Annotated in this window: 23 protein-coding genes and 1 pseudogene; 7 read left to right on the forward strand and 17 right to left on the reverse strand. The window is 62.4% G+C overall.

Annotated features, from left to right (window positions below):
- Nucleotides 1-175 precede the first annotated feature (175 nt).
- Nucleotides 176-1,597 carry a DUF1254 domain-containing protein gene (locus tag B0G76_RS16590; RefSeq protein WP_120293574.1) on the reverse strand — a complete coding sequence of 474 codons (1,422 nt, stop codon included), beginning with the start codon at nt 1,595-1,597 and terminating at the stop codon, nt 176-178.
- Between the two features lie 296 nt (nt 1,598-1,893).
- Between B0G76_RS16590 and B0G76_RS16595 the strand changes: the two genes are divergently transcribed.
- The 3 genes from B0G76_RS16595 to B0G76_RS16605 all read left to right on the forward strand — a co-directional run bounded on the left by B0G76_RS16595 (nt 1,894) and on the right by B0G76_RS16605 (nt 7,336).
- Complete coding sequence (locus B0G76_RS16595; protein ID WP_120293575.1) at nt 1,894-2,565, forward strand: FMN-binding negative transcriptional regulator; 672 nt, start codon at nt 1,894-1,896, stop codon at nt 2,563-2,565.
- Nucleotides 2,566-2,679: 114 nt separating this feature from the next.
- Nucleotides 2,680-5,208, forward strand: a complete 2,529-nt coding sequence (locus B0G76_RS16600) for a heavy metal translocating P-type ATPase (protein WP_120293576.1) — start codon at nt 2,680-2,682, stop codon at nt 5,206-5,208.
- A gap of 145 nt (nt 5,209-5,353) precedes the next feature.
- Nucleotides 5,354-7,336, forward strand: a complete 1,983-nt coding sequence (locus tag B0G76_RS16605; RefSeq protein ID WP_120293577.1) for a methyl-accepting chemotaxis protein — start codon at nt 5,354-5,356, stop codon at nt 7,334-7,336.
- A 54-nt stretch (nt 7,337-7,390) separates the two neighbouring features.
- On the opposite strand, the gene B0G76_RS16610 is transcribed toward B0G76_RS16605, so the two are convergent.
- Nucleotides 7,391-8,044: a glutathione S-transferase family protein gene (locus B0G76_RS16610; protein WP_120296443.1), complete on the reverse strand. Its 654-nt coding sequence runs from the start codon at nt 8,042-8,044 to the stop codon at nt 7,391-7,393.
- Nucleotides 8,045-8,264: 220 nt separating this feature from the next.
- Between B0G76_RS16610 and B0G76_RS16615 the strand changes: the two genes are divergently transcribed.
- On the forward strand, nt 8,265-9,722 hold the full coding sequence (locus B0G76_RS16615) for a polyhydroxyalkanoate depolymerase (protein WP_120293578.1): 1,458 nt from the start codon (nt 8,265-8,267) through the stop codon (nt 9,720-9,722).
- Nucleotides 9,723-9,732: 10 nt separating this feature from the next.
- On the opposite strand, the gene B0G76_RS16620 is transcribed toward B0G76_RS16615, so the two are convergent.
- From B0G76_RS16620 to B0G76_RS16665, 10 genes and pseudogenes are all read right to left on the reverse strand, one after another.
- Nucleotides 9,733-10,167: a cupin domain-containing protein gene (locus tag B0G76_RS16620; protein ID WP_120293579.1), complete on the reverse strand. Its 435-nt coding sequence runs from the start codon at nt 10,165-10,167 to the stop codon at nt 9,733-9,735.
- 109 nt (nt 10,168-10,276) lie between these two features.
- On the reverse strand, nt 10,277-10,888 hold the full coding sequence (locus B0G76_RS16625) for a flavin reductase family protein (RefSeq protein WP_120293580.1): 612 nt from the start codon (nt 10,886-10,888) through the stop codon (nt 10,277-10,279).
- A gap of 172 nt (nt 10,889-11,060) precedes the next feature.
- Complete coding sequence (locus B0G76_RS16630; protein WP_120293581.1) at nt 11,061-12,437, reverse strand: IS4 family transposase; 1,377 nt, start codon at nt 12,435-12,437, stop codon at nt 11,061-11,063.
- A 106-nt stretch (nt 12,438-12,543) separates the two neighbouring features.
- A pseudogene (locus B0G76_RS16635) lies at nt 12,544-14,400 on the reverse strand (filamentous hemagglutinin N-terminal domain-containing protein); the annotation flags it as partial.
- Between the two features lie 270 nt (nt 14,401-14,670).
- A complete protein-coding gene (locus B0G76_RS16645) occupies nt 14,671-15,546 on the reverse strand; it encodes a 3-hydroxyacyl-CoA dehydrogenase family protein (RefSeq protein ID WP_259460837.1) in 876 nt (291 codons plus the stop codon).
- A gap of 186 nt (nt 15,547-15,732) precedes the next feature.
- Nucleotides 15,733-16,044 carry a hypothetical protein gene (locus B0G76_RS16650; protein ID WP_120293585.1) on the reverse strand — a complete coding sequence of 104 codons (312 nt, stop codon included), beginning with the start codon at nt 16,042-16,044 and terminating at the stop codon, nt 15,733-15,735.
- A gap of 439 nt (nt 16,045-16,483) precedes the next feature.
- Nucleotides 16,484-16,642 (reverse strand): hypothetical protein, encoded by a 159-nt coding sequence (locus B0G76_RS42900; protein WP_183082071.1) that lies wholly within the window; start codon nt 16,640-16,642, stop codon nt 16,484-16,486.
- Nucleotides 16,643-16,831: 189 nt separating this feature from the next.
- Nucleotides 16,832-17,140 carry a hypothetical protein gene (locus tag B0G76_RS16655; protein ID WP_120293586.1) on the reverse strand — a complete coding sequence of 103 codons (309 nt, stop codon included), beginning with the start codon at nt 17,138-17,140 and terminating at the stop codon, nt 16,832-16,834.
- Between the two features lie 339 nt (nt 17,141-17,479).
- On the reverse strand, nt 17,480-18,823 hold the full coding sequence (locus tag B0G76_RS16660; RefSeq protein ID WP_120293587.1) for a hypothetical protein: 1,344 nt from the start codon (nt 18,821-18,823) through the stop codon (nt 17,480-17,482).
- A 133-nt stretch (nt 18,824-18,956) separates the two neighbouring features.
- Nucleotides 18,957-19,103, reverse strand: coding sequence for a hypothetical protein (locus B0G76_RS16665; RefSeq protein WP_409076718.1), 147 nt, complete (start codon nt 19,101-19,103; stop codon nt 18,957-18,959).
- A gap of 180 nt (nt 19,104-19,283) precedes the next feature.
- Between B0G76_RS16665 and B0G76_RS16670 the strand changes: the two genes are divergently transcribed.
- The gene (locus tag B0G76_RS16670) at nt 19,284-20,393 is read left to right on the forward strand and encodes an AGE family epimerase/isomerase (RefSeq protein ID WP_120293588.1); all 1,110 of its coding nucleotides are present in this window, start codon (nt 19,284-19,286) and stop codon (nt 20,391-20,393) included.
- Nucleotides 20,394-20,446: 53 nt separating this feature from the next.
- Here the strand turns inward: B0G76_RS16670 and B0G76_RS16675 are convergent, their stop codons facing one another.
- A complete protein-coding gene (locus B0G76_RS16675; protein ID WP_120293589.1) occupies nt 20,447-20,722 on the reverse strand; it encodes a hypothetical protein in 276 nt (91 codons plus the stop codon).
- A 219-nt stretch (nt 20,723-20,941) separates the two neighbouring features.
- On the opposite strand from B0G76_RS16675, the gene B0G76_RS16680 reads away from it, so the two are divergent.
- The gene (locus B0G76_RS16680; RefSeq protein WP_007178724.1) at nt 20,942-21,145 is read left to right on the forward strand and encodes a cold-shock protein; all 204 of its coding nucleotides are present in this window, start codon (nt 20,942-20,944) and stop codon (nt 21,143-21,145) included.
- Between the two features lie 111 nt (nt 21,146-21,256).
- Here B0G76_RS16680 and B0G76_RS16685 read toward each other — a convergent pair whose 3' ends face one another.
- The gene (locus B0G76_RS16685; protein WP_120293590.1) at nt 21,257-22,879 is read right to left on the reverse strand and encodes a methyl-accepting chemotaxis protein; all 1,623 of its coding nucleotides are present in this window, start codon (nt 22,877-22,879) and stop codon (nt 21,257-21,259) included.
- A 267-nt stretch (nt 22,880-23,146) separates the two neighbouring features.
- On the opposite strand from B0G76_RS16685, the gene B0G76_RS16690 reads away from it, so the two are divergent.
- Entirely contained in the window at nt 23,147-23,581 is a 435-nt protein-coding gene (locus B0G76_RS16690; RefSeq protein ID WP_120296445.1) for a PaaI family thioesterase, read from the forward strand.
- 103 nt (nt 23,582-23,684) lie between these two features.
- Here B0G76_RS16690 and B0G76_RS16695 read toward each other — a convergent pair whose 3' ends face one another.
- The 3 genes from B0G76_RS16695 to B0G76_RS16705 form a co-directional block, all read right to left on the reverse strand.
- Nucleotides 23,685-24,533 (reverse strand): ureidoglycolate lyase, encoded by an 849-nt coding sequence (locus B0G76_RS16695; protein WP_120293591.1) that lies wholly within the window; start codon nt 24,531-24,533, stop codon nt 23,685-23,687.
- A gap of 71 nt (nt 24,534-24,604) precedes the next feature.
- Nucleotides 24,605-25,348, reverse strand: coding sequence for an SDR family oxidoreductase (locus B0G76_RS16700; RefSeq protein WP_120293592.1), 744 nt, complete (start codon nt 25,346-25,348; stop codon nt 24,605-24,607).
- Nucleotides 25,349-25,414: 66 nt separating this feature from the next.
- A complete protein-coding gene (locus B0G76_RS16705) occupies nt 25,415-26,245 on the reverse strand; it encodes an amidohydrolase (protein WP_120293593.1) in 831 nt (276 codons plus the stop codon).
- Nucleotides 26,246-26,249: the final 4 nt, after the last annotated feature.

Genomic DNA, 26,249 nt, shown 5'->3' on the forward strand with positions numbered 1-26,249 from the left:
CGCGGGATAGCAATGTAAGCCGTGGCTTACACATTGTTGCACGCTATAGCAGCCCATGTCCGCCGGCACGAAGCGGCGGACATGGGTGGATTTATGCGTCACTCATGCATTGCTGTCACAGCAGTGACGCATAAAATCACTGGCGCATTTCACTGCGGCACTTCATTGATTCACATCACTGACGCACGACGGCCGGCGGTTGCCAGCTGCCGTCCGTCGCTTGCGGCTTCGGCGCGTACAGACGCAGCACCAGTTGCAGATCGGTGCGCGGCGCCGGCAGCCAGTTGCCGCTCTTGCCGCGCGCCGACGACACCGTCACGTCGAGCGAACCGTCGCGATTGCGGCGCGCGCCGTTGCGATCGCCCACCGCCAGACGCGCCGGCGCGCTTTCGCCTAACGCGCCGTCCTTCGTGTACGCAGTGATCGACCAAAAGCCGCGTACCGGCGGCAGCTGGTTCGGCGCGAAATGGATCACGTAGCGGTTCGCGCCGTTGAGCGCATGACCGTCGCTGTCCTGGGTGACGACCGCGCGCACTTCGTCGTCCTTCGTGCCGATGCCCGGCTGGGTGGCCGCAGCGTAAGCACGCATCGCGTAGTCGGGGCCGTAGTTGCCGACGCCGTCGCCGAACCAGCTCCAGCCGTTGGCGCTCAGCAGATTGGACGGCGGTGTGACGACGCGCTCGTGGCCGTCGGCAAGACCCGAGGCGATTGCCTCCGGCGCGTTCGGCAGCTTCACCGGATCGCCAGGCGTCACGCCAAAGTCAGACAGGGTTTTCAGTGCATGCGGATCGGCCGGCATCGGCGGGTTGTCCGGCAAGGCCTGCGCGAGCCGGCTGAAGAAGCCGTTTGCGTCGAGCGCGGCAACCTGCGCGGCCGGTGTGCCGGAAGCGGCCAGTGCGGCGGCATCGGCGGCATTGCTGCGCAGCGGCGCAATCTGCGCCGAGCGCGTGTCGCCGGCGTAGACGCTCAGCGGCGCGACACGGATGGCGCGCTGCAGCTTACGCACCGCCGTCAGGTCGCGGGTGCCGTTCGACTGGATGCGCACGCTCACCCATGCGTTGCGGGTGGGCACGTCGACGCGCGTCACGCCCTTGGGCAAATCGCCCTGCCAGCCCGGCCCGACGAAGGCAATCGTTTGCGCCTTGATGCCCACGGCGCGGGTGGCGAACTGCGCGCTGGTCGACCACACGACGTTGGTCCACATGTCGAGCACGCGGGCGTCAACGTAGCGGCCGTGCGAGTCGGGCAGCGACACGATCACCGGCTCGCTGCCGACGTCCAGCCATCCGGTCGAATCGAGCGTGTCGAGACTCGGCTGCTGAGGATTGGCTGCGCCGATCGGCGGCAAGGCTTGCGCGTGACGCAGCGTGTTGACCGGCGCCTGGCCCGGATCGGTACCGACCGCCGCGTCTCGCGCGACGCCCATCAGCACCAGCGGATAGCCGAATACATACGAATCGGCGACTTCGTCCTTGATCCAGCCAGTGGTTTTTTGCGTCGCGGACGGCGTCGACGCACAACCGGCCAGAAATGCGAGGCCTGCGAGCGATGCGCAGGTCCAGTGAAGCGAAAACAGTTCTTGGCGATTTTTTATCATTCGTTCAGGTGGCAGAACGTGCGGTCCTAAGGGAGACGTCGGTGCGCAGCGGAACCTGTTTGCGTGGTCTCCCTAAGGCCAGCGCAGCCAATCCGCGGCTCGCGATTCCGACAACATCGGGTTGTATCGTATCCTTGCTCACCAGGCAAGCGCAAAGGCAGGAATAGCGCCTGATAATGCGCGTGCGGACACCTTTTGCAGTACGGTTGACGATTTTCGTCACTTCAGCGCGGGATCGTGCCCCGGCTGGCCGCCCTTTCCGACCACTCGCCGCTTTTTTGTATCCGGAGCGTTTTATGTATATGCCCGCCCATTTTGAAGAGAATCGTCCAGAGGTTCTCCACCGCCTGATCGCCGAGCAGCCGTTCGGCGCGCTGATTACTCATGGGCCGAACGGGCTCGATGCCAATCATTTGCCTTTCGAATTCGACGCGAAGCTAGTCCCGGGAGCGGATGACGCGGCGCCCGCGCATTCCCACGGCATCCTCCGCGCCCACGTCGCACGAGCCAATCCCGTCTGGAAGGAAGTCGCCGCCAACCCGGAAGCGCTCGTCATTTTCCAGGGCCCCGCCGCCTATATCTCGCCGACCTGGTATCCGAGCAAGCACAAAACGCATCGCCAGGTGCCGACTTATAACTATATGGTGGTCCATGCGTACGGCCGGATCGTCGTGCGCGACGACGAGGCGTTCGTGCGCGGCCTGGTCGCGCGGCTCACCCGCAAGATGGAAGCGGGCGAAGCGGTGCCCTGGAAGATGGGCGACGCGCCGGCCGACTATATCGCCCAGATGCTGGGGGCGATCGTCGGTCTTGAGATCGAGGTCACGCGACTGGTCGGCAAATGGAAACTCGGCCAAAACAAGGAAGCCGCCGACCGGCGCGGCGCGGCTGAAGCCCTGCTGGCGCGCACCAGCGATGAACAGAAGGCCGTTGGCCAGGCAATGCTGGACGCGCCGCCCGCATTCTGAGGTTTTTGCTCGTCGACCGTAGCGCGCCTTAAAAACATCCTTGACCTTCCCATCATGGGAAGGTCAATACTCGGTTCATGAGGCGGCCCAATGCCGCGACGAGCCTTGCCTGCCATGACCGAACTTGCCACACCACTGCGTCCCGCGGACGCTACGCCCTCCAGAACCACCGAACTCGACATCGGTGGAATGACCTGCGCCTCATGTGCGATGCGCGTGGAGAAAGCCCTCGCGAAAGTGCCAGGCGTCACGCGCGCCTCGGTGAATCTCGCCACTGAAAAAGCCAGCATCGACAGCCACGCTGCCGTCGACTCCGAAACGCTCGCCGGCGCCGTACGCAAAGCAGGCTACGACGCCACGCCGTCGGCGCGTGCGGATGTCGCATCGGCGGAAACAGCGCACGCCACGGAACTGGCGATCGGCGGGATGACGTGCGCTTCGTGCGCGATGCGCGTGGAGAAGGCGCTCGCGAAGGTGCCGGGCGTCGCAAGCGTGTCGGTGAATCTGGCGACTGAAACGGCGACCGTCAATCCAGCCGACGCAAGCGCCAGTGCCGACACCGACGCGCTACTCGCGGCGGTCAAGAAAGCAGGCTACGAGGCGACGCTGATTGCGCCGCCAGACACACCGGCGTCCGCCGCCGACACGGCGACCCTTGTCTCCTCGGCCGAAAGCAAACGCAACCAGACCCGCCGCGAACTGGTGGCCGTACGCGCCTCCGCCGTGCTGACGCTGCCGCTCGTTCTGCCGATGGTCGGCGAATGGTTCGGTTTGCACGCGATGCTTTCCCCCTGGCTGCAGTTCGCCCTCGCCTCGATCGTGCAGGTCGTGTTCGGCGCGCGCTTCTATCGCGCGGCCTACCGTGCGGTGCGGGCCGGCGCCGGGAACATGGACTTGCTGGTGGCGCTCGGCACGTCGGCGGCTTATGGAATCAGCGTCTACGAACTGGCGACCCATCCGGGCGACATGACGCATCTGTATTTCGAAGCGTCGGCAGTCGTGATTACGCTGGTGCGATTCGGCAAATGGCTCGAGGCACGCGCCAAGCGCCAGACCACGGATGCGATCCGCGCGCTCAACGCGCTGCGCCCCGACCGTGCGCGCATCCGCGTCGGCGCGGACGAACGCGAAGTCCCGCTTGCGCAAGTGCGGGTCGGCACCGTGGTGATCGTGCGTCCCGGCGAACGCGTGCCGGTCGACGGCGCGGTGTTAGAAGGGCGCACCCATATCGACGAATCGCTGATTACCGGTGAAAGCCTGCCGGTGCCGAAGCAGGCCGCCGATCCGGTTACCGCCGGTTCGATCAACGGCGAAGGCGCGATTACGGTAACGACCACCGCGATCGGCGCGGAAACAACCCTCGCGCGAATCATCCGCCTCGTGGAAAGCGCGCAGGCCGAGAAGGCGCCGATCCAACGTCTGGTCGATCGTGTCAGCGAGATCTTTGTGCCGGCGATCCTGGCCATTGCCGCGCTCACGCTGGTGGGCTGGTTGATCGCAGGCGCGGGCGGCGAAACCGCGATTCTGAATGCGGTCGCCGTGCTGGTGATCGCGTGCCCGTGCGCGCTTGGACTGGCGACGCCCGCGGCCATCATGGCCGGGACCGGCGTCGCGGCGCGGCGCGGCGTGCTGATCAAGGACGCCGAGGCGTTGGAAACCGCACATCGGGTGAATATCGTCGCGTTCGATAAAACCGGCACGCTGACGCTCGGGCAACCGTCGGTAACGGCGTTCGAGGCGATCGGCGGCATCGGGCGCGACGAGGCGTTGTCGCTCGCGGCGGCCGTGCAACGGCATAGCGATCACCCGTTGGCGCGGGCCGTGGTGAAGGCGGCGAATGTCGCGACAGCGCTGCCGGTTGCGACACTAACAGCAAGCGCCGCACGCGCGATTCCCGGCCGCGGCGTGGAAGCCGACGTCGATGGCCGCACCCTTGCGCTCGGCAGCACGCGCTGGCTCAACGAACTCGGCATCGTATTGCCGCCGCCATTCATCGAACGCGCAAAACAGCTCGAAGCCGCCGGCAACACCGTCTCCTGGCTGATGCAGCGCGCGCCGCTTGCGCCCGCCGCGCTCACGCTGATCGCCTTCGGCGACACCGTCAAACCGACTGCCCGCGCGGCAGTCGAGCGGCTCGCCCAAATGGGCATCAAAAGCGTGCTCGTCACCGGCGACAACCACGGCAGCGCGGCGAGCGTCGCTGAGGCGCTCGGCATCGCCGAATTCCATGCCGAAATCCTGCCTGACGACAAAGCCCGCGTGATTCGCGATCTGAAGATCCGCAGCGCCGGAATCGTCGCGATGGTGGGCGACGGCATCAACGACGCCCCCGCGCTCGCTGCCGCCGACATCGGCATCGCCATGGCAACCGGCACCGACGTTGCGATGCAGGCGGCCGGCATCACGCTGATGCGCGGCGATCCGGCGCTGGTGGCCGACGCCATCGACATTTCTCGCAGGACCTGGCGCAAGATCCAGCAGAACCTGTTCTGGGCGTTCGTCTACAACCTGATCGGCATTCCGCTTGCCGCGTTCGGCTTGCTGAACCCGATGCTGGCTGGCGCGGCGATGGCGTTTTCGAGCGTCAGCGTGGTTACCAATGCGCTGCTGCTGCGCACCTGGCGCGTCGCGTCGGCGCGTTGATTGACGGCGATATACGTCGTCATATTACGAAACACTTTCGAAAGCGCTAAAGATAGGGGCAATTCGGCCGTAATCATGACATAGGTGTAAACCCATGTATTCGCGTGGTTTGCACGTCACATGTCCTTCTTTACCCCGAGTGCCCATGGAATTTCTCTCTTTGCGCCGCGCCAGCGTTGGCGCCCGGCTTGCCGTGCTGTCGTGCATGCTGGTTGCATTGATTTTCGCTGCCTTTACGTGGGCGCTCACGCGCAGCGCCAGCAAGCAGGTCAGCGATCAGGTGCTCGAACGCATCGCCGATAAGGACCGCTCGATCGCCGCCATGATCGCGCTGTTCGACAAGGCGCTCTCGACCGAAGTCGATCGCTCGATGTCACTGTTTGCGAGCTTCCTCCCCACCAGCTACACGCTCGACGACAGCCAGAAAGTCGACGTCAACGGCGTCGCCACGCCGACTATCAAGGCCGGCGACAAAGTCCTGAACATGGACTTCTCCATTCCCGACCAGTTTCTCGAACGCAGCGGCGCGGTGGCTACTGTGTTCGCGCGTAGCGGAGACGATTTCGTCCGCGTGACGACTTCGCTGAAGAAACAGGACGGCTCGCGCGCGATCGGCACGCTGCTCGACCGCAAGGCGCCCGCTTATGCGCTGATCCTGGCGAACAAATCCTATACGGGACTTGCCGCGCTCTTCGGCAAACGGCTGATTACGCAATACCGGCCGATTACGGACGCGAGCGGTCGCGTGATCGGCGCGCTGTTCGTCGGCGTGAACGTGGACAAGGAAATCCAGTCGGTCGAAGACGGCATCAGCAAGCTGAAAATCGGCGACAGCGGCTACTACTTCGTGGTCAACGCCTCGAAGGGCGCGGATCGCGGCAAGCTGATCGTGCATCCTGCTGCCGCCGGCCAGAACGCGGACAACGCGAACGCGCCGTATCAGCAAATGCTCGACATGAAGGAAGGCCAGCTCGAATTCAACTCCGCCGATGCGACGCTCGGCGAGCACAACGCGCGTGACAAGTTCGTGTCCTTCATCACCGTGCCGGAATGGCAATGGCTGGTGGGCGGCGTCGCACCGCGCGACGAAGTGATGGCCGACGTCGTCACAACGCGCGATACATTCCTGGCGATCGGCTTCGCGCTGGTCGGTGCGTTCGCGATCGTTTTCCTGATCGCCGTGCGCCGCCTCGTGAGCCGTCCGCTCGATGAAGCCGCCAAGGCGTCCGAGCGCTTCGCCTCGGGCGATCTGAGCGTGCGCGTGGCAAAGAGCAGCAACGGTGCGAACGTGCGTGCCGACGAAATCGGCCGCTTGATGCGGTCGATCGACGGCATCGGCGAAGGCCTTGCGCGCATTGTTTCGCAGGTGCGCAATGCGTCGACGGATATGTCGGAAGGGACCGAAAAAATTGCCGCCGGCAGCGGTAATATCGCCGCGCGAATCGCCACGCAGGCGAGCAGCCTCGAAGAAACCGCGGCCAGCATGGAACAGATCACGTCGACCGTACAGCAGAACGCCGACCATGCTGCACAGGCCAACACGCTCGTCACGAATGCCGCGGACGCCGCGCTCGAAGGCGGCCGCGCCGTCGAACGCGTGGTCTCGACGATGGGCGAGATCAGCCGCTCGTCGCAAAAGATCGCCGAGATCACCAGCGTGATCGAAGGCATCTCGTTCCAGACCAATATTCTCGCGCTGAACGCGGCCGTCGAAGCGGCGCGCGCCGGCGAGCATGGCCGGGGCTTTGCGGTGGTGGCCTCGGAAGTGCGCGCGCTGGCGCAGCGCAGCGCGGCTTCGGTGAAGGAGATCGAGAGCCTGATCGCCGCCTCCACGGCGACCGTTCAGAGCGGCTTCCGGATCGCTGAAGAGGCCAGCTCGACGATGCAAGGCATCGTTCACCAGGTGGGCCAGGTGCGCGCGATCATGGCGGAGATCAGCGTTGCGTCACGCGAGCAATCGGGCGGCATCGAGCAGGTCAACCTTGCCGTCACGCAGATCGGCGAGGCGACCCAGCAGAATGCGACGATTGTCGGCGAGGCGGAACTCGCGGCGGCCGAGTTGCGCGATCACGCGGCGCGGCTTGCGCAGGTGGTTAGCGTGTTCAAGCTGGAAGCGGGGCGGGATTAAAGTGTTTTTTAACGGCGCGGCGCGTCTTGCCGCGTCGTGTGTCGTGCGCCGTCATTAAAACTCCACGTCCAGCTCGTCGATCTCTTCCACTTCCTGCTGCGCGTCCGCGATCCACTGCTGCATTTCAGGCAACGCCATGATGCGCTGCCCATAGTCGACAATCTCCGGATCCAGCTTGACGTCGTAGGTCACGAAACGCGTCACCACCGGCGCGTACATTGCATCCGCCGCGCTGCGCTCGCCGAACAGAAACGGGCCGCCGTACTGCTTCAGGCACTCGCTCCAGATCGTCACGATGCGGTCGATATCCGATTGCGCCCGCGCCCACACTTTGAAGCCCGGGAAATGCGCTTTCAGATTCATCGGCAATGCCGAGCGTAGCGAAGCGAAACCCGAATGCATCTCACCGCAGATCGAGCGGCAATGCGCTCGCGCGCGAATGTCTTTCGGCAACAGCGCCGCTTCCGGTTTCACCTCGTTCAGATATTCGGCAATCGCCAGGGTGTCCCAGATCTTGATGCCGTCATGAAAGAGACACGGCACCAGAATCGACGGCGACAGCAACAGTAATTCGGCGCGTGCGGCGGGATCGTCGATCGGCATCACGATCTCTTCGAACGGCAGGCCGCTGAACTTCGTCAGCAGCCAGCCGCGCAGCGACCACGACGAATAGTTCTTGCTGCTGATGGTGAGCGTGGTATTCGCCATACGATTCTCCTCCAGATGAGGCGTTCCGCCGACGCCTGACGATGCGCATGCATCGTTGCCATGCGCGGGCGCACCAAAGCGCGGCAAATTCGGCCCGTTCCCATGACTCGCGCAAATGCTATGCCAACGTGCAGTGACGGTTGCGTCAGTGCGACCGCATGATTGGCACATGACTTGCCTCTATTCGGGTTCCTTCCTTTCCTGCACTCGTGCGAAGGTTATGAACCTGTTCGCATATCCCACATACCAGGCTTTCGCCGACATGATGCTGCCGATGCGGCACGGCGCTGCGCTGGTGAATCATTCGCTCGACGCGTGGCCCGCGTTTGGCGAGACGTCGCATGGACGCTCGATCCGCGCGGCCTGCGAGTTGCTGACGCTCGCCGGACTTACGCCCGTCAGGCCGCCATTCGACATCGAAAGCTTGGTGACGGAAGGCAAATCCGTCCGGATCGTCGAGGAAGTGGCCGCGCACACGCCGTTCTGTTCGCTGTTGCATTTTCGTAAGGATGCCTCCCTTTCGCAACCGCAGCCGCGCGTGCTGGTGATCGCGCCCATGTCCGGCCACTTCGCGACGCTGCTGCGCGGCACCGTACGCACGATGCTGGCCGAGCACGACGTCTACGTCACCGATTGGCACAACCCGCGCGACGTGCCGCTGAGCCAGGGTCGTTTCGGCTTCGACGAATTCGTGCGGCACGTGATCGACTTCACCGAGACAATCGGGCCGGGCGCGCATCTGCTGGCGGTGTGTCAGCCGACTGTCGCCGCGTTGGCCGCGGTCGCCCTCATGGCCGCCGATGACAACCCCGCGCAGCCCGCCAGCATGACGTTGATGGCGGGCCCGCTGGATACGCGCATCAACCCGACGCGCGTCAACGAACTGGCCAAAAGCAAGCCGATCGAGTGGTTCGAGCAGAACCTGATCAGCGCGGTGCCGTTCGGTTTTGCGGGCGCGCACCGTCGCGTGTATCCCGGCTTCGTGCAACTGACCGCGTTTATGTCGATGAACCTTAACCGCCATCTCGACTCGTTCGAGACCATGCATTACGAGCGCGCCAAAGGCGATCCGGCGAAGGCCGACACGATCCGCACTTTCTACGAAGAATACTTCGCGACGATGGATCTGACGGCCGATTTCTATCTTGAGACCGTCGATACGGTTTTTCAGCGGCATGCCTTGCCGTTGCATGAGCTCGAGGTGGAGGGGCGGCTTGTGGAGCCGTCAAAGATTCGCCGTACTGCGCTGCTGACCGTGGAAGGCGAAAAGGACGATATCTGCGCAGTCGGGCAGACGCTCGCCGCGCAGGATATGTGCGACAAGTTGAGGCCTTATCTGAAGACGCATCATGTGCAAACTGGAGTGGGGCACTATGGCGTGTTCAATGGGCATCGGTGGGAGCGGCAGATTTATCCGCGCGTGCGGGCCGTGATCTACGACAACGAGCCGCGTGCGGTGCTGGTGAGTTCGCGGGCACGCACGATTCAGCCGGTGGCGGTGGCTGCGGCGGTGGCTTCCGAGGTGACAGCGGCAGCGCCGGCCGCGGCGGCGGTCGATGTCGAGATCGAAACCGGCGTGACGACTACCGCGTCGAACGAAGCCGCCGGTTCCGGCTCCTCCGCCAAACCTCAGCAGGCGTCACGATCGCCTCGCCGACGGCCACCCGCGACGCAATAGCGAGTCCGAGTCAAGCCGCGGCGTTCTTCCACGGCTGCACCGCCGGCACTTCGCACGGACCTTCGACTTCGATCGATTTGAAATCGGCCGGCGACACGATTTCGATGTACTCCATATCTTCTGAGTAATCGAACAGATAGTGGACGATGCCCGGCGCCTGATGCACGCAATCGCCGGCGGCGACGAGCGTTTCCTTGTCGCCGTACATGAAGCGCGCCCAGCCTTTCAACATGATCACAATGTGGAAATCGGCCTCATGACGGTGCCAACCGGTGCCTTGCTCTGGTGCGTGATTCGCCTTGACGAGTTGCGCGAGCACCTTGCCGCCGGTTGCCTGCGCAATGCCTAAATCACGGTAGAGAAAAAAGTCGCGTAGTCCCTGATCCACGTAGGACGTGTCTTGCGGACGGACATGGCTGAACTGCGTGGCGAATTCGGTGGACATGATCGCGCTCCTCTTGAGTGAGCCGGCAGTTGAAAACGACGCGTTGGCGCGTCGGTTGCAAGCATCAAGCGGGCCAGTTTGTGGGGGCTTTGCGCTGCGGAAAGAACCGCTATGCGGTCGGGCGGAACATCTGGAACATCTCACCGATTCCCGCGTAATCCGCGCGATAGCCGGCACGCATGATCGGCTGCGCTGCGTGCGTGTCGAACAGGCCGTCTTTCAGATAAGCCTCGTTGATATGGACGCCGACCACTTGCCCAAGCGACAGGTAGTTGTCCATCGGCTTGCCTTCAAGGGTATGCAAACGCACCACTTGCAGCAACTTGCATTCGAGCGCGGCCGGCGATTCGGCGACGTGCGGCACGGCTACGTTGCGACCCGGCGCGGGTGTGAGGCCGGCGAGTTCGAATTCGTCGATGTGCGGTGGGACCGGCGCTGACGAGCGGTTCATCTGTTCGGCGAGCGGCCTGGAGGCGAGATTCCAGACGAATTCGCCGGTAGCCTCGATGTTGGCGATGCTGTCTTTACGGCCTTCGCTGCAGAAGCCGATGATCGGCGGGAAGCTGGCGAACGCGCCGAAGAAGCTGTAGGGCGCGAGGTTCAGCGTGCCGTCGGTGGCGCGTGAGGAAATCCAGCCGATCAGGCGCGGAGCGACGATGGCCTTGAACGGGTCGTGCGGGAGGCCGTGACCGGCAGCGGGGTCGTAGAAGTAGTGGGGCATGGTTTGTGTTGGGGTTTGCGGGTGAGGCGGGAGGTATTTATACCGCAGAGTGGCTGGGGCTGCTTGGGGCGGGATTGAAGGGAGCTGCTGTTATTTGGCCTTTCCGTGGATTCCGGTTGATCGGTTGGCTTCGCGTTCCCTCTTAACAGGCTTTAGACTGAATGGCACTTACTTAAGCCCGTGGAGCGTGCCCATATTTTTGGACGCGCTCACGTGCGATGTGACGAGGCTCTTTCAGCCATGGGTAGGACTTCAGTCTTCGTTTTCGCATCCGTGGTTCGATGCGACCGGGGCGACTCCCGACGCAAGACTGCGCGATCAGGTTGAACAGGAGACCCGGGTCGTGGGTTGCGGTCAGACCTCGGGCCAGCCATTCAGTCCATAGCTGCGCGGTGTGTTTGAAACTCAGTGTTCGCGGATCGGTGGCATGGTGGCTCGCGGCCTGAGCCATCAGCAGCCGAATCACGTTGTAGGCCAGCAGATGGACCCAGATCTCCTTCTCGTTCATGTGGGCAGTCTGGCAATGCAGTACGTCCATACCCATCGTCGTCTTGATGTTACGTAGATCCAGTTCCACGTTCCAGCGCCTGGCGTACAACTGCGAGAGGTCCTGTTTGCTGGTCTTGCGTGCATCAAGCATCGTGGTGACCAGCACCCGGTGATGCAGCCTGGACTCGCGCACCATCAGTTCATCGGGGAAGGCCTGGTACTGCTCACGCGTCATCCAGTCGGGACGCTGCCGGGGTTTGGGCCACGTCACAATGTGATCGCGCATGCCCAGGGACCGGCCTCGCCGAAAGTCGGTGCGGCGCGCCCCATGCTGTTCCATCACGATATCCACTCCGGCGGCGATCATTGAGGCCATCAGAAAGTAGTGGCAGTACAAGGCATCGGCGACGATCACATCACCTTTGCGAAACGTGGCTTGCAGCATGCGAAACGCCGTCAGCTCCCCGCCGCCTTTGCCCGCGTACGTTCCGATACCCGCCTCCAGCACTGCGCCGCTTGCCAGACAGATCACCGCAACCAGATAGGCTAACGGAAATCCCACTCCTTCGGCCTGAGCACTGGACTGCGCGAAGCGGGCCTGGTTCGACGGCGTATCGGGCATCGGGATCCCTGTACCGTCAACCAGCTTGACCGGGCGCCCGCGCCACTTCCAGGCCGCTCTGGCCTGCTGGTGCAGTTGACGTCCTGTCTCGCGCGTCAACTCCCGCACCATCGTCAGCGGCAGTCTCTGGCGAGCGCGGCAGTAGCCTCCCGTACGCACACTCATGGGCCGCAGCCCGTCGGCAGCTCGCTGCGCGGCGCACCCGTTGACGGCCTTCTGACAGGAGGCGTCCTCTTCCAGCGCCTGGCGCATGAACATCGACAGTGTCACCGTCGGCGGATACAGCCGTTCCCGATGTTCTGGCAAATGCGCTTCCGTTATGTCCAACAGCCCGGGGCTCGTCAGTATGTTGAAGTAGTCAACCGCCTGGGCCCTGCACGCCCGGCTTTGAACGCCGCCTCGTGTTTGCCTCTGATGACTTCGTGCATTACGATCCATGGGGGCCGGTCCTTGGAATGAGACGGGTGTTTGCCTGGTAACAACCATCCTATCAATCCCTGGATCAGCCCCCTCCATTTCTCTTCAAGCACTTACCCGCGTCTTCTCCTCCATGCAGGCTTAAGTAAGTGCCATTCGACTTAAGGGTGATGTTGTTGTTCGCCTGGATCACGCCGCCGCAGGCCTGCACGTTGCTCGACGAACTCGAACTACAAAAGAAGAAACAGGTTCGATGAAACGACGCCTGGCCAGTGAAGATGCCCTGCGTCAGCAACTGAACGCGCGCCGTGATCGAAATCGATCCGCCGACGGTTGGGTTCTTCGGATCGATTTGCGCGAGAATCGTGCCGCCGATGTTGTGAACGTTCTGCGCTGCAATGGTCACGTTGCCGACGTTGGCGCTCAAGTAGGAGAGCTTGTCCGGATCGGCAAGCGCGCCGTAGTCGATGTTGAAACCGTCGTCGCGATGTTCGACGAAAATCAGGCGCCAACTGCGGTCCGAATAGCTGACCGGCGCGCCGCCGTTCACACCGGCCGAATGATCGACGATATTGTCGACGTCGCCGCCCGCGATGATCGACAGGTTCTGGTTCGACAGCATGCGTGCATCCTGATTCGTCACGGAGCCACCGGCCGTCACCGACACATCGCCGTTCGCGCCGTACACGACGCCGAGCTGGCCCGTGGGTGTCGACTGGTTCAGCACATTGCCGGTGGCTTTCAGCGTCACTGCGCCAAGCGACGCCGTATCGAGCGTGTTCTTCTGCTCGCCTTGTATCAGCGAGCCGATGTTGGTGATATCGCCGGTGCTGGTCAACACCACACCGCTGGTGGTCCAAGCGATCACCGATTGTGCGGTCGCGTCCTGCGCCAATGCGATGCCCGCGCCGCTCACGTCGATACCGGCATTGGCGAGCAGGCTGCTGCCCGTCAGGTTGACGGCGCCGCTCGCGCTCAAGGTCGCCGCACCGCTGTTCGCCTTCAGCTTGGTGTCCGACAACGTCAAACTGTCCTGCACCTGCAGATCGAGATTGTTCTGCGCCGTCAGCGACGTATTGGAGAACTGCACGGCTCCGTTCGACGACAGCGTGAAATCGCCAAGCGACGCGTTCATCGGCCCGGCACTGCGCACGCCCGGGCCTTTGTCGGTGACGATCAGCTGCACGCGGCCGCTCGTCAGACTGCCGGCGGCGATGATGTCGATCGCGAATGAGCTGGCCGTAGCCGCGCTGGTGGACGGGCTCAGCGTGAGCCAGTCGTTGCTGTTGTCGTTCGGCGAAACCGCCGTGTTCAGCGTGACATTGCTGTTACCGGCCACAGCGCGCACGTAGGCGGTCTGCGACGTGAAACCGTTGGTCAGCGGCCCGTTGATCTGAACATTCTTCGCGATCAGATCGAGGCCGATCAACGCACTCGCCAATCCCTGCGGCCCGACGACGATCGTCCTGGTGCTGGTGTCGAGCACGATGTCCCGCTCAGGAATCCCCGCTACCGGAATGGTGTCCTTGAAACTGACGCGTCCGGTGGTCAACGCGACACGGCCCGTATTGACGAATGAACCACCATTAACCGTAATGCCGTTCGGATTCGCCAATACCACATTCGCACGTGAGCCGAGCACATCGATTCGACCGCTAATAATGCTAGGATTGGTACTTGTTACCTGACTGACAATCGTTCTGGCATTAATACCGACGTTATTCAGTGAAGCGCCGGCCGCGTCTACATTGAAACTGCTATAGGTATTATTCGAAACACCGGCTACTGTCGGCGCGATATTGACTGTCTGATGGCCATTCGCCGCAGTTGAAACTGTCGTTGCGGTTCCGCCGTCAATAGCAATGCCCGCCGCACTCGCACCTAAGGGCGCGGCGGCCAGCCATACAACAATCAGCTTTACTCGATGGTGTTGCGGACGCAGCTTCCCGTGGCCCGCACACCTACCCCGTGCGTTCCGAAACATTCTTGTTTTCACGCAACTTTCCGTTGCGGGCTCTCGATCGGTTTGGTCTTTCCCGCGCGGCTTTTTATGGAGCCGCGTCTTTCGTATGATCAATAACGGCGGCGATCGAGAGTTCTTTAGGGTTATTTATGAGTTTTTTATCGCACCGATATTACATTTTCAATTTTACAGAAAGACATTTGAAATTATTTTATCTATATATTATTCATTTCAAATGCCTGACTATTTTAATTGCATAATCCGGTTCAAGCGGGATGCGTGCGACTGCCATTAACCACGACTAATCACCCGCTTGCGGCCTTCCTTGACTCGCGCCAAATGCGCCGCGTCCCATTCATAGAAACCAGCGCCGCTGCGCACGCCGACGCGTCCCGCGTTGACCTGCGCACGGAGCAGATCGAGCACGTCTTCGTCTTTAGCGAGTTCCGGCATCAGATGCGTGGAGATGTCGAGGAAAGTGTCGAGCCCGCCCAGGTCCGCGCCCTCGAGCGGCCCGACAATCCCCCACCGGCGCCCCAACGACGCCTTCATGACCCGATCGACCACGTCCGGCGTCGCCGCCCCTGAGCGCACGATGTTCAGCGCCTCGCGCAGCACCGCGAACTGCAACCGGTTGCCGACAAAACCCGGAATCGCCTTCGCCAATACTACGGGCTCCATACCAATCGTACCCATCAATGCGGCGGTCTGCTCAGTCACTTCCGGCGCGGTCGCGGTACCCGGCACAACTTCGACAAGCGGGATCATGTGTGGCGGATTCCAGAAATGCGCGATCAGAAAGCGCTCCTTCGCGCGCAACGGGGCAACCAGTTGATCGGGCGGAAAACCGCTGGTGTTGCTCGCGAGAATCGCATCATCCGCCATCAATCCGGCTAGCGACGCATACAGGCGATGCTTCAATTCGAGCACCTCGGGAATCGCTTCGATCACGAATTGCGCCGACGCCATGACCTCAAGCTGCGCATGCGTCTCGATGCGCGCGAGCGCTGCCTGTTTGGCAGCATGGTCGATGCGTCCGGCGTCGATCAGTTCGTCGAGCACCGCTTCTGCCTTCGGCACAACGCTCGCGAGGCGCGCCGGGTCGACGTCGTGAACGATCGTCCGGTGCCCATGCAATGCGCTTTGCGTCGCAATGCCGACGCCCATCAATCCCGTGCCCACTACGCCTATGACTGCCTTGTCCACGCCGCTCTCCGCTGCCGTCGATGAAAGCGTTCAAGCATAGCGCAGCACACCGTTTTCCAAGACCGAACATGACAAAGCCGGTCTTCCGTGAGGAAGGACCGGCTTTGCGGACTTCACGCCGCGACCTGCGGCGCCGTCATTCACGCATTAATAGCGCGGGGGCGGCGGGCGATGGTCGTCGCGATCGCCGTGATGATGCGGATCGTAGTCGTGCGGATGATGACGCATCCAGTCGTCATGGGCCCAGTAGCGATGGCCGTCCCAGTAACGATCGCCATGCCAGCCGAGGTTGATCGACACGTCCACCGGCGTCATGTGCGGCTGACCGTAAACCACCGGCCCCGGACCATTCTCGACAATCACCCGTTCCTGGGCGAAAGCGCTGCCGGCTGCGAGCAACGCGCCGCCGGCCAGCAAGGTTGCAACAATCGAACGCGACATCTTGTTAAAGGTTTTCATCGTGACCTCCCATGCAAAGTTTTGTGTCAAGCCAGCGCCCGTGTTCGGTCGACATCGAACCGCGATTTATTTTTGGTTCGGACCAGACGCCGTACGCTTGAAACCAACTTTAGCGGGGCAAACCGCATGAAGACGTGAGCACTTGTAAGCGCACATTTCATAGAAAAAGACTGATGAAAAGTGGCCTTTTCGGGATTAGCCGCCCGTCTACTGCGCATGCGCAGTGGATCGACTGAATGGCACCGCGACGCCTTGTGAGCCGTCGTTACATTCATTTCGGCCGAGAAATATTCGGAAAGACCGGGAATTGGGTAGTAAGCACCCAAAAAACAAAAGCCACGGCACGCGTTTCGCGGGCGGTGGCTTCAGTGATGCGAGGCGCACTGGACGTGCGCGCCCATGCGCGGTGGTCCGCGCTCAGGCTGTGCAACTTTGCGTTTTAGTCGCTCAGCTTGATGCCGAACAACGTGGCTTGCGCTTTGCGCATGCGCTCTGTTTCGCGGCTACGCGCAGCGTACGAGTAGTCCGAATCCAGCGGCAGATGGGGCGACGCAAAGAGGTCGCTGACCTTTTGGAACAGTGCAAAAATGAAGCTCATGGCGACTCCCGGTTGGTTACTGCATTAGCTAGGGTTTTCCCTTAAGAAGCATTATAGGGTTTTCCCTAGTCAAAAGCTAGTGCAATGCAGCAATTTCTCGGGTGTGGTGTGTTGTCACAGTGTTTTATCGATGGTGCGTTGCACCATGACAACGTCCCTGTTTTTCATATTTCAGGGTCAAAACTCCGTCTACTGAAGCGTGGTCGCCTGCGGCTTCCTGCTGCGCGTGGGTTTCGTGCTCGTCATGTTTTTGCGAGGGTTGACCACGGCGGCGTCGACGGCGCCTGCCGCCGCGCTCTCCGCGCGCATCAGCATCGCGCTGTTGACGGACACAATCAGCCCCGGCAGCGTCCGCGCGGGATTGTCTTGCGGCTTGACGGAGGCACCCGTCGCCGAAAACTCCACATTCAAAACCCAGTACCCCTCGTGTATGCCCTGATCGCGCAAAAGCGCGCCTAGGAGTTCCTCGATGGAATATTTGTGCTCGCTGGTCGGCATGGTGGCTCCCGTCAGAAGATGCGCTGGCGTATCCGGTCCGGCTTCGCAACAGCATCGAGAGTGTAAAACGCGAAAATTGGCTTGCGATGGGGTGGTGGCGGATGGTGCCTTACGGCGCCTATCTGGGCAGCGAACGTGAGCAAGCGGGAGGTGGGCAGCGGGGAGCCGGAGCGGAAGCAGGGATGCCAGTAGGAGGCGGCGAAAGATGCCTTACGGCGCCGATCCGGAAGCCGAAATCCGGGAAGCGGCGGACACGAAGCGCGAAGTCGCGGTAGGTAGCAGCAGAAGCCGAAAGGGATACGCCGCCGCCGACTCTCGCCGGCGCGGCGGCACCGAAAATCAGTGCGAGTTGGCTGCTTTCGGCTTGTGCGCGTGCTGTGCGCGCGCGGCGCGTTTGCCATGAGTTGGCGTGGCCGCCGCCGGCTGGGGTGCCGCTGTTAGGGCTGCGTCAGAAGCGGCGCTGGCCGTTGCCGCGTTGGCCATCGCCATATGGGTGTCGAGCAAGCTGGTCATAGCGGCCTGCTGGTTCTGCATCATCTGTTCAATGCGGTGTTGCTGGGCGGTGGTTTCACGCGTCAGGCGCATCAGAAGCACCGTCTGCGTGATGCCGATCGCGACCGTCATCAGCAGCGCGCCCACCACGATCGACAGCATCCATTTCATGCGACGTGAATGGTCGGTTGCGGCGCGGCGTTGATCGGCGATCACGCCATATAGCGCGTCGACGGTATCGGCGAAGGCTGTCGCACGCGCGCGGTCGAGTTCAGGCGCGGCGCGCAGCGCTGCCGCGGCAGCTTCGGCGCGCTGCGTTTCCCGAAAGGCAGGCGCAGCGAAAGCAGCGGATGCGTGCACGGACGCTGTAGCAGTCGCAGATGCCGGCACATCGCCCGACGGCTTGGCGGCCTGCTTCGCCCCAGCAGCCATCACTCCAGCCTCGGACTCCGTCGAAGATGCCAAGCGCTCCGTTCCCGCATCCGCGGCTTCGGCACCGGCTGCTTCTCGCGAAGCCGTCGTCGCCTTGGCAACGGTCGTGGCGACGCGCTGCGGCGGCATTGGCGGTGTGGCGCCGCCCGACGTCGATGCAACCGCTGCATCTGCCGCCGTGGCATCCGGCTCGGCCACCTGGCGCAGCGCGGTCACGCTGCGCGCCACGGTCGCGGCCGCCATCGCGGACGTCAACGGCGTGCTCACGTCACGCGTCGATGCCGCCGGCTTCTCTTCGGCCGACGCCTCGGCATCCCCGAAAGCCAGCTCGCCAACCAGCGGAGCCACCGTCTCAACAGTCTCCGTCTCCAACCCGCTCAATTGCGCATTCACCGGCGCCGGTTCATCGGATTTTGCAGCACGAGGCGCGCGGCGCGCGGCCCTTGCCTCCAGCGCGACACCGTCGGTATCGATCACGCCAACCGCAGCCAGCACGACATCGGGTAATTCAAAGCCATGCAACGTGCCTTGCCGGATGTCGATGTTCATCGCTTCCAGCGTGGCGCGGGTGGGATCGTCAGGGAACAGGTCGAGTGTGCTGTCGTCGCGTGCGGCATCGCTCAGTTGCGCGAGACGTTGTGCCGAGCGCGCGGCGCGCGCCAGCTTGTTTTCAGTTTCGGTCGAGACGGTGGCCTGACGCCGCTTCTTCGAAGCGGCGCGCTGAGGCCGGGACTGCGTGGATGCTGCGGAATCTGCCATAGAGAAAAAAGCGGTCGTCGCCGGAAAGCGGGCGCCGAGCACCGCTCGTCAATGCCCTTGGAATTTTTCGAGACCGCATTGTCGCATGGCCACCCGCCCCAGCCGAAGCCATTCGCCGACGATTTTCCGCTTTTTAAGACGACGCTTCGTCCTGCCGGAACTGCTTGACGCCATGCAACTGACGCAAGCGTGCGCAGATGGCTTCATATTCGGTATTCGACACGCGATGCAGGGTGATCATGACTTCATCGCACTCCGGCGCGTCGTCGCTTTGCTCCATCACAAACGGCTTGACGCGCGGGCATCTGAAATTTTGCGAAGCGTATTCCGCACCCGTCTCAGAGTGCCAGCGGCGGACGTTTGCTTTATGCTTGCCCGCACGCGGGCGCATCCATCGCAACAAACTGAGTCCGCAAGCATTTCGAACGACCGCGAACGACCGCATTTGACCAACCGAACTATGCAGAGCATGACCCCTTCCACCGCTTCCACGATCACTCTCGCCACCACGCTTCGGGATCACTTCACTCGTGTGGTGCTGCCGCTGTGGCGCGGGCCCGGGTTCAACACCGCGCTGAAGTTGCCGTACGAAGCAGTCAGCGCCGAAGGTCCCGAGCCGTTGCCCGCGGGACGTTACCGGGCGATGGCATGCGCGCGGCAATTGTTCGTGTTCTCGCAAGCGGGCGATGCGGCTCATGCCCAGGTGCTATTCGATTCGCTGATCCACACCTTTCAGGACACGCGCCACGGCGGATGGTTCTATAGCGTGGATGCGCAGGGCGCGCCGCTCGACACCACCAAAGACCTGTACACGATTGCATTCGTCGTGTTCGCCTGTGCGGAATATGGCGGCCGTTCCGGCAATCGCGACGCGCTGGACGTCGTGCATCGAACGTCGGCACTGATTCAGTCGCACTTCGCGGCCGCGGACGATCTGTTCAACGCCGCGCTCACCGCGGATTTCGCCCGTGTGACCGGCATGCCGATCCAGAATCCCCTGATGCATCTGACCGAGGCCTGGCTGGCCGCCCGCAGCGCCACGCGCGACAACACCTTCGACGCCCCGTTGCGCCGACTTGCCGGCGCCATCGCACATCACTTCGTGCATGCGCCCACCGGTTGTATCGCCGAATTACCAATTGGCGCGGACGACAACCGTCTGGAACCGGGACACCAGTTCGAGTGGTTCTGGCTGGTCAAGCAGGCGGGCGCGTTGTTCGAAGCCTCCGGTCTGGACGAATCGCTGACGCGTGCGTTCGGCTTCGCGCAGCAATATGGCGTGGACCCGCATACAGGCGGCGTGTGCGCCTCGCTCGACGAAACCGGGCGGATCAAGGACGCCACCCAGCGGATCTGGGCTCAGACGGAATATCTGCGCGCCCTGGCGAGCCATGACGACCCCGCCGTGCTCGCCGCACTGCCGCGGCAAATCGGGCTTTTCCAGCAACGCTTCCTGCGCCCGCAAGGCTGGTTCGAATGCAAAACGGCCGCCGGTGACGTGGCGCGCGCCGACATGCCATCGACCACGCCCTATCACCTTGCGACCGCCTATGACGCCTTGCCGGGCTAAGCGCCGGCCAGCATCCCCCGGGCGTCGGCGTTAAAAGCCGACTGACCGGTCAATCAATATTCTTCGCGTTGCCACGGGCCCCAGTCGGCGTCGGCGGTTTTAAATCGCGTGTAGGTCGCGCTGTGACCGGTGGGGGTGTCCGACGTATCGCCGTGTGGTTTTTTGTCGGTGGTGTGAAGGGCGAAAGCCTGGTGATCTGCGGTATCGACCGTAATACGGCCGACCGGGTCCGGGGCGTTCTCTTGAGGTGATTTCGACTCCAATATCGCGAGATAAGGGGTCAAACGACTCCAGAACGAGGTGAGTTCTTCCTGCAAATAGTGTGTCAATGTTTTTCCTGGAAGAGTAATACAAACAGTTTACCCTACCGGTTGCAGCACCCCTGCAAAAAGCTTTCCAGGCCTCAAAAGGGCCTAATCAGGGGAATACCCGAATACGTGTTGATTGGCGTCCATCATAAAGACGTGATACAACTCTCACTTCGCGCTCGATCTCACGTTGAGAAATAGCGGTCGCGAATGCAACACACAACATTTATTGGATTAAAAATGGCAACAGGTACTGTGAAGTGGTTTAACGATGCAAAGGGCTTTGGCTTCATCACGCCGGACGACGGCGGTGAAGACCTCTTCGCGCACTTTTCGGAAGTTCAAGGCAGCGGCTTCAAGTCCCTGCAGGAAAACCAGAAGGTGACGTTCGAAGTTAAGCAAGGCCCGAAGGGCAAGCAGGCTGCGAACATCCAGCCGGCCTAAGTACCTTCCGGTACTTGAAGCACCCTTAGGCGCTTGCGTCTAATGCAAAATGGCCCGCTTTGGCGGGCCATTTTCTTTTGCCGATGCCCTCTTTTGGGGCACTCTCGCGGCTCAAATTGCCCGCATCCCGGACAGCGCGAATTCCGTCCTTCGACCGCCCAGTTCGTCAAATTGTTGCGTGCGCAACACAGTTTCAGAAATTTCGAACACGGACACGGCCTGTTTCAATTGCTGCGTCTGCTGATGCAGTGAAGCTGCCGCGGCTGCGGCCTCTTCCACAAGCGCCGCGTTCTGCTGCGTCATCTCGTCCATCTGCACCACCGCCTGGTTGACCTGCTCGATGCCCGTGCTCTGTTCGAGCGACGACGCGCTGATTTCCGCCATCATCTGCGTGACGCGCGAGATCGACGCCGAAACGTTGCTCATCGCCTCGCCGGCATGCTCGACCAGCGTCGAGCCGCCCTGAATCTCGGCAACCGACTCACTGATCAACGTCTTGATTTCCTTCGCCGACTGCGCGCTGCGCTGGGCCAAACCACGCACCTCGCCCGCCACCACGGCGAAACCACGGCCCTGCTCGCCGGCGCGGGCTGCTTCGACGGCTGCGTTCAGCGCGAGGATATTGGTCTGGAACGCGATACCGTCGATCACCGAAATGATCTCGGCGATCTTGTCCGAGCTTTGCGCGATGCCGCGCATCTTGTCGACCACCTCGTTGACCACTTCGCTGCCGCGCGAGGTGGCCTCGAGCGCGGTTTCGGCGAGCGCATTGGCCTCGCGGGCGTGATCGGCGTTCTGGCGCACCGTGGCGGTCAATTCCTCCATGCTCGACGCGGTTTCTTCAAGCGACGCCGCCTGGTTTTCCGTTCGTGCCGACAGATCGGCGTTGCCGGTGGCAATTTCGTCGGCGCCGAGGTGAATCGAGTCGGCGGATTCGCGCACGGTTTGCACGGTGCGCGCCACGCTGGCCTGCATTTTCGCGAGACCCGAGAACAGGCGGCCGATCTCGTTGGTGCCGCGCGAAGCGATCGGCTGATCCAGACGCCCTTGCGCGATGCGGTCAAAATGACGGCCGGCTTCTTCCAGCGGCGCCACGACGCCCTTGCGGAGCGCCGCGTACACACCGAACGTGCCCGCCACCAGTAAAACCAGGATCACGATGCTCACGGCCCGGAACGTCGCCATGCGCGCGTCGATCGAATCGATCGACGCGCGGCTCGCGGCGTCGCCGAATTGCACGAAGTTGCGCGACTCGGCGAGATAGGCGTCCTGGAAGCCCTGCGTCGGCTGGTCGAGAAAGGCCTGGATATTGTTCCCGTCGAGAAACTGCACCAGCTCCGAGAGCGCGTCGTGCAGTTTCTTATAACGTTCGGCGAGCGCAGCAGCGCGCGTGGTGTTTTCGTCGCTGGTCTTCTGCGCGCTCATGAAGGCGCCGAACGACTGATCGGCCGCCGTCAATTGCTCGCGTGCGTGCTGCACGATGTCCCTCGGCTCGGCGCCGCCGCGCACCATACGCGTACCGGCTCGCGACAGGTTGATGCGCGCGTCCATCAGATGCTGGGTCGTTTCATTGACCGCGTCCACCTGCTTCAAGGCGATGTTCGACAGATCGCCCACGTCGTCATGCGTGCGCGTGAGCGACCAGAACCCCAAACCCACCGTAACAAGCTGGAAAACGCAGAACGCGGCCAGAACACACAACAGGCCGGAAGCGACTTTGATCTTGCTGAACATCGTGAACACCTAAAGCAAAGAATGACGGGAGCTACGTCCGGGTTAACGGCAAGGCCGAACTTTGCTTGAGATCAATTCCGCGAAAGATCGTCTTACAAGCCCTTTTCATCGGCCAACTCCGCAATTTCCGTCATTTTGCGCAACAATGCCGCACAGATATTTTGGATTCACCTTGACGCGGCGCGTCGGCGCTTCCTAGAGTGGGTAGGGACTGCACAACGCACGCCGGTGCAGATGCCACTGCGGGCCACGCCCAAAGGAATCACGATGACCGACATCCTCGACCGGGCGCGCGGCGCACTGCATGCCCAGCCGTTCAGCATGTTGCTCGGCGCTGAACTGATGCACACGGGCACCAGCGAACTGACGCTATGCCTGCCGATCCGCGACGAACTGCGGCAGCAGCATGGTTTCGTGCATGGCGGCGTGATCAGTTATCTCGCCGACAACGCGTTGACGTTCGCCGGCGCGCTGTCGCTGGGCCCGAGGGTCGTGACCGGCGAGTACAAGATCAACTATCTGCGGCCGGTGGTGAACGGCACGCTGATCGCGCGGGCGAAGGTCGTCTACGCGGGCCGGCTTCAGGCAACCTGCCAGTGCAATGTGTATGTGATGGAAGGCGACCGCGAGAAGCTCGTCGCGGTGGCACAAGGCACGATCAATCGCATCAGCGAGAACGGCGAGCACGAGCCAGCAGGGTAACAAGCGAAAACGAGCGCAAGATGAGCAAAAGGCCGTTCCCGCATCGCGCGGGAACGGCCTCTTCGTTTTTTAGATCAACAACCGCGCTCGCCAGGCGGGCATATCACTCCGCCGCGTAAGTCCTTTGCGTCTGTTCGCCGAGACCCTCAATACCGAGACGTATCGTTTGGCCCGGCTTCAGATACACCGGATTCGGCTTCACGCCCATGCCGACGCCCGGCGGCGTGCCGGTCGAAATCACGTCGCCTGGTTGCAGGCTCATGCACTGCGACACATACGACACCAGCTTCGCAACGCCGAACACCATCGTCTTCGTGCTGCCGTTCTGATAACGGTGGCCGTCCACTTCGAGCCACAGACTCAGGTTCTGCGGATCGGCCACTTCGTCACGCGTGACGACCCACGGACCGATCGGGCCGAACGTATCGAAGCCCTTGCCCTTGTCCCACGTGCCGCCGCGTTCGATCTGCCATTCGCGTTCCGACACGTCGTTGATCACGCAATAACCGGCGACGTAATCGAGCGCGTTCGCTTCGTCGATATTTTTCGCCGGCTTGCCGATCACCACGCCGAGTTCGACTTCCCAGTCGGTCTTCTTCGAGCCGCGCGGAATTTCGACGTCGTCGTTCGGGCCACAGATCGCGCTCGTCCACTTGTTGAAAATCACCGGTTCCGCCGGCACCGGCAGATTCGATTCAGCCGCGTGGTCCGCGTAGTTCAACCCGATACAGATGAACTTGCCGATCTTGCCGACGCACGGGCCCATGCGCGGATTGCCTTCCACGACCGGCAGCGAAGCCGGGTCGAGCGCGCGCAGTTTGGCGAGGCTTTCGTCGCTCAGCGCAGCGCCGTCGATATCGCCGACCACCTTCGACAGATCGCGAATCTTGCCTTGCGCGTCGAGCAAGCCCGGCTTTTCCTGGCCTTTCGGCCCATAACGAAGCAGTTTCATCGTTGCACTTCCCTTTACGTTCAGTGGTATTCGGTTCGTGTGTCTTAGCTTGCAGTGAGCAGCCGGACGCGTCAGTTCGACCAGCCACCGTCGATCACATGCGCGTGACCCGTGGTGAACGCCGATTCGTCAGACGCGAGATACAGCGCCAACGCGGCGATCTCTTCCGGCTTGCCGATGCGGCCCATCGGCTGGCGCGCGACAAAGGCCGCCTGCACGGCCTCGAGCGTCGCGCCTTGCGCTTTGGCCTGCTCGACGATCCGCTGTTCGAGCGACGGCGAAGCCACCGTGCCCGGGCAGATCGCGTTACAGCGTACACCACGTGTGATGAAATCCGCAGCGACGGACTTGGTCAGCCCGATCACCGCGGCCTTCGACGCGCTGTATGCAAAGCGGTTCGGCACGCCCTTCACGCTCGACGCCGCCGACGACATATTGATGATCGACCCGCCGCCCTTCTCCAGCATGGCGGGCAAAAACGCGCGGATCATGCGGTACATCGCCTTCGCGTTCAGGTCGAAGGCGAAGTCCCAATCTTCTTCGCTGCATTCGAGAATGGAGCCGGCATGTACGAAGCCCGCGCAGTTGAACAGCACGTCGATCGCGCCGAGTTCGCCCGCCAGCGCCTTGATCGCAGCGTTGTCGCGCACGTCGAGCTTGCGCGCGTCGACCGGCTTGCCGGCGAGTCCGTCGATGCGGATATCGGTGGCGATCACGCGCGCGCCTTCGCGCGCGAACAGTTCCGCAGTGGCCAGACCGATGCCTTGTCCTGCCGCTGTGATCAGGGCCGTCTTGCCGGCCAGTCTTTGTGTCATGTACGACTCCAGTTGAATGGGCTTTCGCTTGTCTTCGCAACGTGCTTTCACAACGCGCGTGTCACATCAAAGCCGATAAAACGCGGCGGCATTGCCGCCAAAAACCGCCTCACGCTCGTCGTCGCTCAAGGACGCGAGCAAGGTGTTCGCCACCGAGTGCCAGAGCAGATAGTCGCCGTTCAGATCGAGCACCGGCCAGTCGCTGCCCCACATCAAGCGCGCGGGACCGAACGACTTCAGCAGATGATCGACATACGGTTGCAGGGTTCCCTCGGTCCAGCCAGGCGAAGCTTCTGTCACCAGTCCCGACAGCTTGCAGTGCACTTGCGGCAACGTTGCGAGCCGCGTGATGGCATCGGCCCACGGCTGCCAGGCCGCGCGACCGTAGCGGATCGGGGGCTTCGCGCCGTGATCGACAACAATGCGCAACGCAGGAAAACGCGCCGCGAACGTTTCGAAATGCTCGACGTGCCGCGCGTAAATCAACGCGTCGAACGCGAGGTCGTGCGCGATCAATGCTTCGATTGCGGGCGCCAGGTCCGGATTCGCGATCCAGGTGTCGTCGGGTAAATCCTGCAGCATCGGCCGCACGCCCTTGAACTTCGGCTCGTGCGCGAAAGCGTCGATTACTTCCGGCGCAGTCGGCAAGAGCAACGGCACCCAACCCACCACGGCTGCGATCGAGGGCTCTTCGCGCGCGATGTCCAGCAGGTAACGTGTTTCGTCGATCGTCGGCGCCGCCTGCACCACCACCGTCCGCTCGATGCCCGCCGTTTCGCGTAGCGGTTTGAGATCGGCGGGACCGAACGTCCGGTACAGGATCTTCAGTTCCGGCGTGAGCCACTCGTAGTCGCCGCGAGCGGGGTCCCAATAGTGCTGGTGCGCGTCGATAGGCATCGTC

Source organism: Paraburkholderia sp. BL23I1N1 (assembly GCF_003610295.1).
Taxonomy (GTDB): Bacteria; Pseudomonadota; Gammaproteobacteria; order Burkholderiales; family Burkholderiaceae; genus Paraburkholderia.